This is a genomic window from Flavivirga jejuensis (assembly GCF_030540765.1).
Classification (GTDB): domain Bacteria; phylum Bacteroidota; class Bacteroidia; order Flavobacteriales; family Flavobacteriaceae; genus Flavivirga; species Flavivirga jejuensis.
The window spans coordinates 483,902-497,886 of record NZ_JAUOEL010000002.1; the positions used below are offsets into that span (position 1 = coordinate 483,902).

The 13,985-nt window shown below is 32.0% G+C and carries 15 protein-coding genes; 7 read left to right on the forward strand and 8 right to left on the reverse strand.

Annotation, left to right across the window (positions count from 1 at the left end; all coding sequences use genetic code 11):
* Positions 1–152: 152 nt before the first annotated feature.
* Positions 153–779: a PAQR family membrane homeostasis protein TrhA gene (gene trhA, locus Q4Q40_RS06985; RefSeq protein WP_303301067.1), complete on the reverse strand. Its 627-nt coding sequence runs from the start codon at positions 777–779 to the stop codon at positions 153–155.
* Between the two features lie 11 nt (positions 780–790).
* The gene (locus Q4Q40_RS06990) at positions 791–1,465 is read right to left on the reverse strand and encodes a DUF4294 domain-containing protein (RefSeq protein ID WP_303301068.1); all 675 of its coding nucleotides are present in this window, start codon (positions 1,463–1,465) and stop codon (positions 791–793) included.
* A 103-nt stretch (positions 1,466–1,568) separates the two neighbouring features.
* Here Q4Q40_RS06990 and Q4Q40_RS06995 point away from each other — a divergent pair, with 103 nt between their 5' ends.
* The 7 genes from Q4Q40_RS06995 (at position 1,569) to Q4Q40_RS07025 (ending at position 9,298) form a co-directional block, all read left to right on the forward strand.
* Entirely contained in the window at positions 1,569–2,657 is a 1,089-nt protein-coding gene (locus tag Q4Q40_RS06995) for a M42 family metallopeptidase (protein ID WP_303301069.1), read from the forward strand.
* A gap of 241 nt (positions 2,658–2,898) precedes the next feature.
* Positions 2,899–4,065: an aminotransferase class V-fold PLP-dependent enzyme gene (locus Q4Q40_RS07000; protein WP_303301070.1), complete on the forward strand. Its 1,167-nt coding sequence runs from the start codon at positions 2,899–2,901 to the stop codon at positions 4,063–4,065.
* A gap of 2 nt (positions 4,066–4,067) precedes the next feature.
* Positions 4,068–4,622 carry an NUDIX hydrolase gene (locus Q4Q40_RS07005; RefSeq protein ID WP_303301071.1) on the forward strand — a complete coding sequence of 185 codons (555 nt, stop codon included), beginning with the start codon at positions 4,068–4,070 and terminating at the stop codon, positions 4,620–4,622.
* Between the two features lie 22 nt (positions 4,623–4,644).
* Positions 4,645–5,319, forward strand: coding sequence for a PrsW family intramembrane metalloprotease (locus tag Q4Q40_RS07010; protein ID WP_303301072.1), 675 nt, complete (start codon positions 4,645–4,647; stop codon positions 5,317–5,319).
* 306 nt (positions 5,320–5,625) lie between these two features.
* Positions 5,626–6,114, forward strand: coding sequence for an acyl-CoA carboxylase biotin carboxyl carrier protein subunit (locus Q4Q40_RS07015; RefSeq protein WP_303301073.1), 489 nt, complete (start codon positions 5,626–5,628; stop codon positions 6,112–6,114).
* Between the two features lie 105 nt (positions 6,115–6,219).
* Positions 6,220–7,659, forward strand: coding sequence for an acetyl-CoA carboxylase biotin carboxylase subunit (locus tag Q4Q40_RS07020; RefSeq protein WP_303301074.1), 1,440 nt, complete (start codon positions 6,220–6,222; stop codon positions 7,657–7,659).
* A gap of 88 nt (positions 7,660–7,747) precedes the next feature.
* On the forward strand, positions 7,748–9,298 hold the full coding sequence (locus tag Q4Q40_RS07025; RefSeq protein ID WP_303301075.1) for an acyl-CoA carboxylase subunit beta: 1,551 nt from the start codon (positions 7,748–7,750) through the stop codon (positions 9,296–9,298).
* A gap of 301 nt (positions 9,299–9,599) precedes the next feature.
* On the opposite strand, the gene Q4Q40_RS07030 is transcribed toward Q4Q40_RS07025, so the two are convergent.
* The 6 genes from Q4Q40_RS07030 to Q4Q40_RS07055 form a co-directional block, all read right to left on the reverse strand.
* Positions 9,600–10,691 (reverse strand): amidohydrolase family protein, encoded by a 1,092-nt coding sequence (locus Q4Q40_RS07030; RefSeq protein ID WP_303301076.1) that lies wholly within the window; start codon positions 10,689–10,691, stop codon positions 9,600–9,602.
* Between the two features lie 78 nt (positions 10,692–10,769).
* Complete coding sequence (locus Q4Q40_RS07035; RefSeq protein WP_303301077.1) at positions 10,770–11,303, reverse strand: GNAT family N-acetyltransferase; 534 nt, start codon at positions 11,301–11,303, stop codon at positions 10,770–10,772.
* An 18-nt stretch (positions 11,304–11,321) separates the two neighbouring features.
* The gene (locus tag Q4Q40_RS07040) at positions 11,322–11,936 is read right to left on the reverse strand and encodes a DEAD/DEAH box helicase (RefSeq protein WP_303301078.1); all 615 of its coding nucleotides are present in this window, start codon (positions 11,934–11,936) and stop codon (positions 11,322–11,324) included.
* 185 nt (positions 11,937–12,121) lie between these two features.
* Positions 12,122–12,700 carry a YceI family protein gene (locus tag Q4Q40_RS07045; RefSeq protein ID WP_303301079.1) on the reverse strand — a complete coding sequence of 193 codons (579 nt, stop codon included), beginning with the start codon at positions 12,698–12,700 and terminating at the stop codon, positions 12,122–12,124.
* 30 nt (positions 12,701–12,730) lie between these two features.
* Positions 12,731–13,084, reverse strand: coding sequence for a nuclear transport factor 2 family protein (locus tag Q4Q40_RS07050; RefSeq protein WP_303301080.1), 354 nt, complete (start codon positions 13,082–13,084; stop codon positions 12,731–12,733).
* Positions 13,085–13,181: 97 nt separating this feature from the next.
* Entirely contained in the window at positions 13,182–13,775 is a 594-nt protein-coding gene (locus tag Q4Q40_RS07055; RefSeq protein ID WP_303301081.1) for a Crp/Fnr family transcriptional regulator, read from the reverse strand.
* Positions 13,776–13,985: the final 210 nt, after the last annotated feature.

Consider the following 13,985-nt stretch of genomic DNA (forward strand, 5'->3'; position numbering starts at 1 on the left):
GACTCTATATCACTTTTTTAGAATCATTCTTATAATTATAGGTTACAATGCTTCAGGTTAACTATTACAAGTCTTTTTTTTAGGTCTATTGGTGGAGCGGTCTTATCTCTTATATCCTATCTCTTAATTACTTAACTCGGATTCTATTTCAACTAAATCACATAAAAAAAGATCATAAAAAAATGAAATACGGCACCTGCTAAAACAAATAAATGCCAAATAACATGATTGAATGGTATTTTTTTGATAGCATAAAAAATAATCCCGACGGTATAAGCTAATCCGCCTCCAAACAGGCATAGTATACCATCATGTTCCATCCTATTGGATAAATTTGAAAAATCAAATACTATAAGCCACCCCATTACCAAATAAAGTAGTGTGGAAAAAATCTCAAAGCGTCCTGTAAAAAATAATTTTAAAATAGTACCAAACGCTGCTATTCCCCAAACGACAAAAAAAAGTGTCCACCCCAAACTCTCATGCAACGTAATTAATAAAACAGGTGTATAAGTCCCTGCTATAAGCAAATAAATACTAATGTGATCTATAATTCTGAAATAGTGTTTTTGCTTCTCTCCTTTTACTGCATGATACCACGTAGATGCAGTAAATAATACAATAATTGAAATACCGTAAACGATAACACTAAAAAGGCTCCAACTCGTTTTTTGGTTGTCAAAAATAATAAGAAGTATCAATGCTACTATACCAAACAATACACCAATAGCGTGTGTGATTGTATTTAGTTTCTCTTCAAAAGGCGTTTGGGTATGCATAATGCATTAGTTTAAGGCGATTTTGTATCTAGCCATTTATCGGTTAGATCATAAAAATCAAACTTAACAGCAGATTTTTGACTTTCTAAATAACCATTTTGAAAATTACGTTGTAAAATATCTTCAATTAAATAATCTTCTTTGACATTTATTGGGTCAAATTCTCGCTTTAATGAAATATCGAACATATTTGCGGTGGTATTATACCAAAATGCACGCCAACCACTCCGCAATTGTTTTATCAAATCGAATGCTGTTGTCCCTGTCTGCCTGTGAATTAATTTAACCAATATTTGTCCCTCTGTACGACTAAGTTTTTTTAATTCTTCAGAAAACTCTCCTTCTATATATTTTTGAATTCGTTTAGTATAACGTTTCTTTTCGCGATTCCTTTTAAGCATCGACAACTGTTGATTCATAGAATCTAAACGTTCTGCTGCTAATTTTGCATAAGGATATACCTTTCTTGTTTTTCTTCTAAGAATTAGATATTTAATGCGCTCTTTTTTATTAGCAAACTTAAGCTTGTGCAAAAGCATCACTTCTTCTAAATCTATAGTTGTTCGTGGAATGGAATCGCCTTCAATAATAATATACTCAACTGCAATAGAATCCTGTATAATATCATTCTCCTGAGCAAAGAGCAGACCAGAAAAAATCAAGAATATATATCTAAAACAATTCATCACTAAAATGTTGGAGCATTAATTCTCCAAAATTACTAATTTACACTGTCTAAAACATTTTTTTCCTATTTATATTATTATTTTAGTGCAAAACTTTTTAGAAATGACGAAGAAGAGCATTCTTAACAAAAAGTCTATGGACTTTTTAGAAAAATATTTAAATAATGCCTCACCAACGGGTTATGAATGGACTGGGCAAAAATTATGGATGGATTACCTAAAACCATATGTTGATGAGTTTATAACTGATACTTATGGCACAGCGGTAGGCGTTATAAATCCTAAAGCAAAATACAAAGTTGTTATTGAAGGTCATGCCGATGAGATCTCATGGTATGTAAATTATATTTCAGACAACGGATTGATCTATGTGATTAGAAATGGTGGTAGTGATCATCAAATAGCACCAAGTAAAATAGTTAATGTGCACACCAAAAAAGGTATTGTAAAAGGTGTTTTTGGATGGCCAGCTATACATACGCGCAATAAAGCCAAAGAAGAAGCACCAAAACCAGACAATATCACTATTGATGTTGGTGCAAAAGATAAAGAAGAAGTTGAAAAAATGGGAATTCATGTAGGATGTGTTATTACCTACCCAGATGAGTTTCATATTTTAAATGGAGACAAATTTGTGTGTCGCGCTTTAGATAATCGCATGGGTGGTTTTATGATAGCCGAAGTTGCTCGCTTGCTTAAAGAGAATAAAAAGGAACTTCCTTTCGGACTTTATATCACAAACTCAGTACAAGAAGAGATTGGATTACGTGGTGCAGAAATGATCTCACACACGATAAAACCAAATGTGGCTATTGTTACCGATGTGACTCATGACACAACGACACCAATGATAGAAAGAAAAAAAGAAGGCCATTTAGAAATTGGTAAAGGCCCTGTAGTGGCTTATGCGCCTGCTGTACAACAAAAATTACGTGATCGAATTACAGAAACTGCCGAAGATAAAAAGATTCCTTTTCAACGATCTGCGCTGTCTCGTGCAACTGGAACCGACACAGATGCTTTTGCTTATAGTAATGGAGGTGTCGCTTCTGCTTTAATTTCACTACCGCTTCGTTATATGCACACCACTGTAGAAATGGTACATAAAGATGATGTAGAAAATGTAATAAAACTTATTTACGAAACACTGCTTAGTATAAAAGATGGTGAAACGTTTAGTTATTTTGAATAATTTGAATAAAAAGGTATTAAACTTTAGGGGCAAGCCCAGAGCCCAATAATTAGACATCGACTTAAGGGTCGAGGTATGAAACTTAGATCCCGCTAAATACTGAAAACAAGTTCAGCAGGAAGCGGGATTAGCTTGTCATAATAAAGGCTTGTTTCAACTTACAATTTTGAATGCATCTAACAGGCGTCTCTAAATAGAGTTTTCCTGCCATGCATTAAGCGTAGGCTAATATATAGTTAACATGACATTAAACAATCAAAAACATTTATTTGATATACCAGAGGAAATAACTTATTTAAATATTGCGAGTCAATCGCCTTCTTTTAAAGCTATTCACGAAGCTGGGTTAAATGGCTTGCTACAAAAAAGGCATCCCTATACTATATCTACATCAGATTATTTTGAGCCTGTAAAAGTGCTCAAAAAGTTATTCGCTAAACTAATTGATATAGAAGACTATAATCGCGTAGCTACTATACCTTCAGCTTCTTATGGCATTGCTACGGTAGCTAATAATATAAGATTAAAACCTGGTGACGAAATACTAGTTATAGCCGAACAATTTCCTAGTAATATTTACTCATGGCAAAAACTGGCAGAAAAGGATCATGCTGTATTAAAAACGGTTAGTCCTCCAAAGTCAAATACAGACCGTACTAAACTTTGGAACGAAAACATTTTAAATGCCATTAATACTAAAACGGCAGTAATAGCGATGGGAAATATCCATTGGTCAAATGGTTCATTATTCGATTTAAAATCTATTAGAGAAAAATCAAAAGCACATAATGCGCTTTTAATTATTGATGGTTCTCAATCTATAGGTGCTTTACCGTTTTCGATTAAAGAGATTCAGCCAGATGCTCTTATTTGTGCTGGTTATAAATGGCTTTTTGGTCCATACGGTACTGCCTATGCCTATTTTGGATCTTATTTTGATAATGGAATTCCTATTGAGGAAAGTTTGTATAATAGACTGAATAGTGAAAATTTTTCTGGTTTAACCAATTATGAATCAAGATACAAACCTTTAGCAAATAGATATTGTGTTGGTGAAAGTGGAAATTTTATTTATGTCAAAATGCAAATTGAAGCTTTAAAACAAGTTTTAGAATGGGGTCCAAAAAACATTCAAGACTATTGTAAAATAATAACTTCTGAAGCTGTTTTAGAATTAGAAAACCTTGGTTGTCGTATTGAAGATCCTAAATATCGAACACATCATCTCTTCGGAATTGAATTGCCTGACCAATTAAATATTAATTTTCTAAAAGACGTATTAGAAAAAGAAAAAATATTTGTGTCTATAAGAGGTAAATACATCAGACTTTCATGCCATCTTTTTAATACTAAAAAAGACTTTGAAAAATTTATAGCATGTCTTTCTTCTGTCTTAAAAAAACATTAAATATGGACGAATTTATAGATGTTGTAGATGCTAACGGAAACCCAACAGGGAAATCTGAATTAAAGTCACTTGTTCATCAAAAAGGTCTTTATCACAATACAGCGCATATTTGGTTTTACACTAAAAGTGGTGACATCTTAATATCGCAACGTTCAGCAAAAAAAACGATTTGTCCTTTGCTATGGGATGTATCTGTTGCTGGCCATGTAGATACAGGAGAAACCATAAAACAAGCCGCTGTAAGAGAAACCAAAGAAGAAATTGGGATATCCATTTCTGAAAATGATTTGCAAAATATTGGCGTTTATAAATGTTTACAAACGTATGAAAACGGTATTATTGATAACGAATTCCATAATACGTTTATTTGTGAACTAAAAGTTACAATTTCTGAATTAACACCTCAAGAGGAAGAAGTCGAAGCACTTAAATTAGTCTCTTTTACAAGTTTTGAATCACTCATTAAAACTATTGGAAACAATGATAATCACTTTATACCATCTAACAAATCTTATTATGAAGACGTATTACAAAAAATCGTAGAAATCATCAACTAAAACCTTATCCCCCTTTTCTAAAATGAATTTACTACTTATTGCCATAGCTCCTATTTTTATAGTTATTCTATTTATCTATTTTAAAGATAAATATGAAAAAGAACCCAAACGACTTCTTTTATATAATTTCCTTTTAGGTGCTGTAGTAAGCATCGTAATTACAACTATCTTATATTATGTATTTGATATTGTTTTACCACTACCAGATCAAACAAGTGTTTTTCAACAATTTATTAAAGCCTTTTTTGTTGTTGGCTTAACCGAAGAGTTTAGCAAATACATTATTGTTCGTTATTATGCCCAAAGAAATAAAGCATTTAACGAACCTTTTGACGGTATTGTTTATGCGGTTATGGTTTCTATGGGTTTTGCAGCCATAGAAAATATTTTCTATGTGTTAGAAGGCGGTTACGAAACAGCCATTTTAAGAGCCTTTACTGCGATTCCTGCACATGCTACATTTGGAGTTCTAATGGGGTTTTATATGGGTAAAGCAAAATTTTCAAAGCATAAGGTTGGCTTAAACCTTTTGGGATTACTAGCAGCTATTATATTCCATGGGGCTTACGACTTTTTCTTGTTTATAAATTTTATTCCAGGTATATGGGTAGGTGCCTTTATATCACTTTTTATAGGGATTTTTCTCTCTGCAAAAGCCATTAAACAACATCAAAAAAATTCAAATTTTAATGTTTGATAAATGAGGTCTAAAAAGTGTTATTCCGAATGCTATGAAGCATCTCTAAAATTTTAATGTTTTATTTTTAAGATTCTTCAACTCCGACAATTATCGGAATGTTCTAAATGACACTAACCCTTTGCAAACATAGGAAGACAAAGTTCATCACTTTTTAGACAGTCTCATTCCAAAATATAATATATCTTCATAAATTAGATTAGATCTTTTTATAAGTTTATACTACCCGATAACTATACTTAATTGTATAAATTAATTAGTATATAAAATTCTTATATTTACTACTAATTAATTCAAAAAACACTGATGAGCAAGACTTTCAAAACTTTCGTAAATAATGTTTTCGATTTTGAAATTAAAGATAAGGATATTTTAAATCTTGATGCTCTACAAATTTCAGAATCAAAATTTCATATTCTTGAACAAAACAAATCGTATAAAGCTGAGATTACAAAAGCAGATTTTAATAAAAAATCATACGAAGTAAAGGTTAACAACAATACATACGATATAAGTATTCTAGATAATTTAGATACATTAATAAAAGACATGGGCTTTACTATCGGAACTACAAAACATGTAGATTCTATTAAAGCACCAATGCCTGGATTAATTCTAGAAATTAATGTTAATGTGGGTGAGGAAGTAAAAGAAGATACTTCCCTTTTAATTCTTGAAGCCATGAAAATGGAAAATATCATCACATCTCCAAGAGATGGCATTATTAAATCTATTTCTGTAAGTATGGGAGATGCCGTTGATAAAAACCAACTACTTATTGAGTTCGACGCATAAGACGTATTTATTTATAAAATCTGGTTTCAAAAATTATTAAAGCATATTTTTTACACACAATTATATGAAACCTTGTATGTGTATTTATAGTTTATTTTATTTATTATGAAAAAAATACTAGTAGCAAATAGAGGAGAAATAGCCATAAGAGTTATGAAAACTGCCCAAAAAATGGGCATAAAAACGGTTGCCGTATACTCTACTGCCGATAGAAATGCACCACATGTAAAATTTGCAAATGAAGCTGTATGCATTGGCGAACCGCCATCTAATCAATCTTATCTTAGAGGTGATAAAATTATTGAGGTAGCCAAACAACTTCATGTAGAAGGAATACACCCTGGGTATGGTTTTTTAAGTGAAAATGCTGATTTTGCTGAATTATGCGAACAAAATAACATTATTTTTATTGGTCCGAGATCTAAGGCTATTAAAATTATGGGTAGTAAATTAGCTGCCAAAGAAGCTGTTAAAGAATATAATATCCCTATGGTTCCTGGAATCGATGAAGCGATTACAGATGTTCCCAAAGCGAAAGCTATTGCTAAAAACATAGGGTTTCCTATACTTATTAAAGCATCGGCTGGCGGTGGTGGCAAAGGAATGCGGGTTGTAGAAAAAGAAAGTGATTTAGAATCTCAGATGAATCGAGCTATTAGCGAAGCCACTTCTGCTTTTGGTGACGGTTCTGTTTTTATCGAAAAGTACGTTACATCTCCACGCCATATAGAAATTCAAATAATGGCAGATAGCCACGGTAATATATTACATTTTTTTGAGCGTGAATGTAGCATTCAACGACGTCATCAAAAAGTAGTTGAAGAAGCCCCATCATCTGTTTTATCTTCAGAATTAAGAAATGAAATGGGAGAAGCAGCTATTAAAGTTGCTCGATCTTGTGATTATATAGGAGCTGGAACTATTGAGTTTTTATTAGATGCAGATCACAACTTCTATTTCTTAGAAATGAATACCAGATTACAAGTAGAACATCCTGTTTCAGAATTAATTTCTGGGGTCGATTTGGTAGAACTTCAAATACTTGTAGCACGTGGTGAAGCCCTACCTCTAAAACAAGAGGATTTAAAAATTAATGGACATGCCTTAGAACTACGTGTTTATGCAGAAGATCCTTTAAATGATTTTTTACCAAGTGTTGGACATTTAGATGCTTATAAACTTCCAACAGGTGATGGTATTCGTGTTGATAATGGTTTTGAAGCAGGTATGGATATCCCGATTTATTATGATCCCATGCTTTCAAAATTGATCACTTATGGAAAAACAAGGGATGAAGCAATCTTACTTATGATTAAAGCTATTGATAATTATCATGTTGAAGGTGTACAAACAACGCTTCCTTTTGGTAAATATGTTTGTGAACATGACGCATTCCGTTCTGGAAATTTTGACACACATTTTGTTAAAAATTATTATTCCCCTGAAGCCTTAAAAGAACAAACAGAACAAGAAGCGAAAATAGCGGCCTTAATTGCAGTAAAACAGTATATAGAAGACCAAAAACTATTAAGAATACCTAAATAAAAAGTTTGCAGTTAGCTTAATTGAAAAGCAGGTTAAAATTCAAAATTAATAAAACTTCGCATTTTTGCGACTTAGCTAAAAGAAAGACATGAACTCAAAAGAAGACAAAATAAAGAAACTAAACGAACTCGAAGCTTTAGCACATTTAGGAGGCGGACAAAAACGCATTGATAAACAACACAAAAAAAAGAAACTCACTGCTAGAGAACGTGTTGATTATTTAATGGATGAAGGTTCTTTTGAAGAAATCGGCGCACTAGTAACTCACAGAACGACCGATTTTGGTATGGAAAATGAGATTTATTTTGGCGATGGTGTTATTACAGGTTATGGCACCGTAAATGGACGATTAATTTACGTGTATGCACAAGATTTTACAGTTTTTGGAGGTGCTTTATCTGAAACCCATGCCGAAAAAATATGCAAAATCATGGATTTAGCAGTTAAAGTCGGAGCACCAATTATTGGATTAAACGATTCAGGTGGCGCACGTATACAAGAAGGTGTTCGGTCTCTTGGTGGCTACGCAGATATATTTTATAGAAATGTGCAAAGCTCTGGAGTGATCCCTCAAATTTCTGCTATTATGGGTCCCTGCGCTGGTGGTGCTGTCTACTCCCCTGCTATGACCGATTTTACTATCATGGTAGAAAATACAAGTTACATGTTTGTAACAGGTCCCAATGTTGTAAAAACGGTTACTAATGAAGAAGTCACCAGCGAAGAATTAGGTGGTGCCTATACACATGCTTCAAAGTCTGGTGTTGCTCATAAAACGTCGACAAATGACATTGCGTGCTTAGAAGATATAAAAACGCTATTGAGTTACTTACCTCAAAACAACACAGAAACACCAAAAAAAATGGATTTTGAGTTGAAAGATGAAGTAAGAACTGTTTTATCAGATATTGTACCAGATAACCCCAATAAACCTTATGATATGCATGATGTTATTGCTGGGATTATTGATAAGGATTCTTTTTATGAAATCCATAAAGATTATGCTGAAAATATTATTGTAGGTTTTGCCAGACTTGGTGGGCGCAACATCGGAATAGTAACCAACCAACCTCTTTTTTTAGCTGGAGTTCTAGATGTGAATAGCTCAAAAAAAGCAGCACGTTTTACACGATTCTGTGATTGTTTTAATATTCCTCTTCTTGTATTAGTTGATGTACCTGGTTTTTTACCAGGAACCGATCAGGAATGGAATGGCATTATTGTTCATGGTGCAAAATTATTATATGCCCTAAGTGAAGCTACTGTACCTCGGGTAACTCTTATTACAAGAAAAGCTTATGGTGGTGCTTACGATGTTATGAATTCTAAACATATTGGAGCTGATTTAAATTATGCATGGCCAGGAGCAGAAATTGCTGTTATGGGTGCCAAAGGAGCTAGTGAAATTATTTTTAAACGAGACATTGCTGCTTCAGATAATCCTGCAGAAAAATTAGCAGAAAAAGAAGCCGAATATGCCGATAAATTTGCTAATCCTTACAAAGCTGCAAGGCGTGGCTTTATAGATGAAGTTATTTTGCCTAAAAATACACGAAGAAAGCTTATTAAAGCTTTCTCTATGTTAGAAGACAAGGAAATAGATACTCCCAAAAGAAAACATGGAAATATTCCTTTATAATTAGAAAAGGGTGTCATTTTGTTCAGATGGTCGCGTCATTCAGAGGAATGAGATAAAAAAAATTATCAAGCGTATATAATGACGTAATAGGAGTGTCATTCAGAAGGAGGTACGACTGAAGAATCTTTAGAGATTAATAATAAAGATTCTTCGCTGCGCTCTGAATGACAAGTGGTTGATAATTAGCTGTTTATAAAATACGTCAATAGTAGCAAAGCGAAGAATCTTATTTAACTAAAAATCAAAACTTTATAAGTAAAGATTTTTTTTGAATACAATTAATAAATAAATTCTGGTTATTTTAATTAGGAAATAGACTCTTATCTAATCCTGGAACAATACGTAACGCATTTTTATAGTAGACTTTTTTTAACACTTCATCTGGTAAATCCATACCATACATAGGCCAAAATGCATGATATTTTTTATGATACGGAAAGTATTCATCATCACTTTCTAAAACTCTAAAATAAGTCGGAAATTCTTTGGGCTTCCAACTATCTTTTCCAAACAGTATACGGTCTTGGTATTTTATAAAGAATTTTTTAGCAAATCGAGGTTGCCTACCCAATTCTGCAATTATTGCAGCAATCCCCACGTTCATATTTGGTATTTCGTCTAATAACGCTCCCAATTTCCCTAAATTATTAGCATACCATCCCATATGAGCATTAATGAATACAGTCTTAGGATGATTTTTAAACATACTATGCTGTTCCCCTATAATTTGTTCCCATGGTGCTGGATTGGTAGCACTTCGTTTTCTACGTGGATGCGTTTTTAGTTCTAACCAACGTTCATTATCGCCATCAAAATCATCCCAAAAAGATTTTGGATCTGCTGCATGAATAAGAACGGGTATCCCCAACTCGCCACATTTAGCCCAAATAGGATTTAGCCGAGCATCATTAATAGCAACTCTTTCTCCATGAACATCTTTATCTCTTAACCCTAAGCCTTTATAAACTTTTAAGCCACGAGCTCCATTTTTAACATCAAGTTCTAATTGATTTACTGTTTTTTCTATCCATCCTTTTTTTCCAACATTGCCATTAAAATTAATATTTGCAAATACGACAAAACGATTTGGGTAATGTGCTTTAATATTTTGAACAGATTTTTTTAAATCGTCTCCCGTTCTTCCACTTAAATTAACCATAATCCTCATGTTTAAGGTATCCATAGCATTAATTACAGGAGTTAAATCTTGATTAGGCATTTTATATTGGTGACCATGTACATCAATAAAAGGAAATTTTGCACGCTTTATAATGCTCCCAGGAACCACCAATGTGGATTTAGGGTTATAATCTTCGAATGAGATATCTTGTGCTATTATATAGCTTGAAAAGAAAAAAGTAAATAAAATAAAGACGTGTTTTTTTGTATTCATATAGCTATCTATGGTTTAATGCTGCTATAAAAATAGATATCTTACTTTATTCAAGCTAACACTTTATGAAGGGTTTAACTAAAAAACGCGTCCGTAATAATCTAAATCGACAATCACACCTTTTGTCGTTTTGTAATCCTTTTTTATAGTGCCTTCAAATATGAATCCATTTTTCTTAGCAACTACTATACTTCCAACATTATTGCTATTTGCTCGGCATAATAATTTCTTAAATTGATATACTTCAGAGAGATATTCTATAGTTAAGTCTAAAGATTTTGAAATAACACCTTGACCCTCATATTTGGCATCGATAAAATAACCTATTTCAGCTTTTGGAATATTCCAATCCATGTTAAAAACATGGATTAAACCAATAAAAGCGTTGGTGTTTAAATCACTTATTATAAAAGGAAAATAGCTTTTATCCAAAACCTTCTGTTCAATTTCACGGCAATAGATTATCGTGTCATGAAGCGTTTTAGTTTTTGATACTGTTCCTGAAAAAAAATCCTCTAATCGTTTTCTATTACTGTCTATCAGGTTAAACAGTTTTTCACTCTCAACGACATTTAAAGGTGTTATTTTAAAATTTTTATATGTAATATTCATAGACACAAATTAATTATACTACGACTTCGCTTTTATAGTTTGAGCACGATACATAAATGATTCTTGCCAACGTTCAAAACGTTTATCAAAAACTGTTGAAAAAATTAAGTATTGGCATTTACCTATACTCTCTGGTGTTCTTGTTACTTCGGCAAAATGGCTTCCTCTAAACAAGAACTCAGCATCATCAACTATACACATTTGTAACTTATTTAAGTTAATACCATTTAAGTAAAATATTTTGTTTAATCGTTTTGGTGTAGCAATAACGATGTCTGTTCCAATATATATATCATCACGTTGTGTTTCGATATCATGTTCTTCGTAAGCACAATAAACTCTTAAATCGGTGCCTCTTTTAAAGGCATTGAATTCTAACTTTAATTCTAAAGCAGCTTGTTTATCCTTTACAAAAATTAAAGCACGAGGTGCATCTTCAAATGCTGCTTTTAACTTCTGAACCACGCTAATTATCATACTGGTTGTTTTCCCAGAATCTTTAGGTGCAATTGCAAATAAGCTAGCGCCACCTTTTATTTTCGATAAGATTTGCTTTTGAAATGCTAAGGGCTCATCAAAACCTTTATGCGTCACGGTATCTTTTAAAGGCGGAATGAGTTTTTTAAATGGCATAGATTTTTTATTAATGTGGAAACAAAGATAGTATTATACCAGTTGCGACTTCAGTTTACTGGTATAAAATGACTTTTTCTTTTACGGTAAGCTCAAAGAGTAATAAATACGCTCAACAAAACTATAAAAACAAAAAGGCACCCAAATGAGCACCTTTTTTAGCTGTTAATTTATTTGGTAATAGATTAAAACTCTAAATTTGACACTAAATCAAATTCATCATAAATAGCTTTATCTTTTAAGTTCTCGAAAAAATTAGCTGATTTATACTCAATACCAAATTTTGTTCTATCAATTTTTAAAGAAGCTGTCGCCTTATTACCTTCAATCGAAATAGAAAAAGTAACAGGGTTTGTTTTTCCTTTTATTGTTAAATCTCCTGTAACAGTATAAGCGTTCTTACCATTAGCTTTAACACTAACAAGTACTAGTTTTGCTGTTGGGTGTGCAGCTACACCAAAGAAATCATCAGATTTTAAATGACCATCCAATTTCCCTTTGTAATCGCCGTCTAAATCGGTAGTGTTTATAGTTGTCATGTCTATAACAAACTCTCCTCCTGTTAATTTATCTGCTTCAAAATTTAAAAACCCCGATTGTATTGCAATGGTTCCTTCGTGAGATCCAGTTACTTTATAACCTTTCCAAGTCACTTTACTCTTATCTGCTTTTATTACTTTTTTATCTTTATCTATCGTCGTAAAAGAAAATGTAACCAATGCTATTATAGATAATGCTACTAAATTTTTAATTGTGTTTTTCATCTTGTTATTTTTAATTGTTCTTGTTATAATTTATGATCCGTAATAAAATTTTTCTCTAATTATTTTCCCGTCTTTCCAATCTTGAACAGCTACCTGCGTGTAGTTTTTAACACCCCAATCTTTATGTGTGTAATCAAAATGCCATTCTACCATCGTTGTACTTTCTCCAACAGTAACTTTTAAAGGTTTTGCGCCTCTAAATTCGGTAATAGAAGCAAAAAAAGCTTCTTCTCGTTTTCTGTTTATTTCTTTACCTACAAATTCGGGATTATCATTTTCTTGCATAACCACCTCGTCATGATAAAATTCATCAAAAGCTTCTAATGCGTTACCTTGAAGAATCATATCATTTATTCTACTAATTTTTTCAATTAATGCATTCATAATTCACTATTTTAATTATTATGATACAAATGTCTAAAATACCATTTTAGATAAAAATAATGTAGATTATATAATAACGTTAATCTAGTTTAATATTTTATTGTTCGAATATAAGTTCACTCTTTATCTTACTTAAAAATTCTTTCGTAATTCCTAAATACGAAGCAATCATGTATTGCGGAATGCGTTGTTCTATTTTAGGATACTGATTTCTAAAATAAATAAATCTATCTTTTGCTGAAAGGCTAAAACTTCTAACAATACGCTTTTGAGAAGCAACAAATGCTTTTTCTATAATTTGTCTAAAAAAACGTTCTAATTTTGGAATCGCTTCATATAAATCTTCAATAATATCATAAGAAAACATAATGAGCTCTGTATTTTCCAAACATTGTACATTAAAATCGGCAGGAGTTTGGGTTATAAAACTTCCAATATCTGAAGTCCACCAATCTTCAATAGAAAACATAACGATATGTTCTTGTCCTTCTTCATCTATATAAAACGTTTTTGTGCAACCAGATAATACAAAGCATTCGTATTTACAAACATCGCCTTGCTGAACAATAAACTGACCTTTTAAATATTTTCTGTAAGTTACTTTAGATAAAAGTATCTCCGCTTCAATTTCTGTTAAAGAAACATAGTTATTAATATAATTTAAAAGTGCTTGTCCTTTTTCTTTAATCATATTACACCTTTATTAAACGTCTATGATAATTTATTTGCCTTAAATGATAAGACAAATGAGTTGTTTAATGAACCAGAAAATATTCAGTAGCCATAGGTTCTTAAAAAACATCTATTGGATATTTTTTGTAAACCTTCCATAACATGATAACAACCAATTATTTGATTGTTATCATGTTCGAAAAAAAGAATCTATCTTATTTAATTTTTT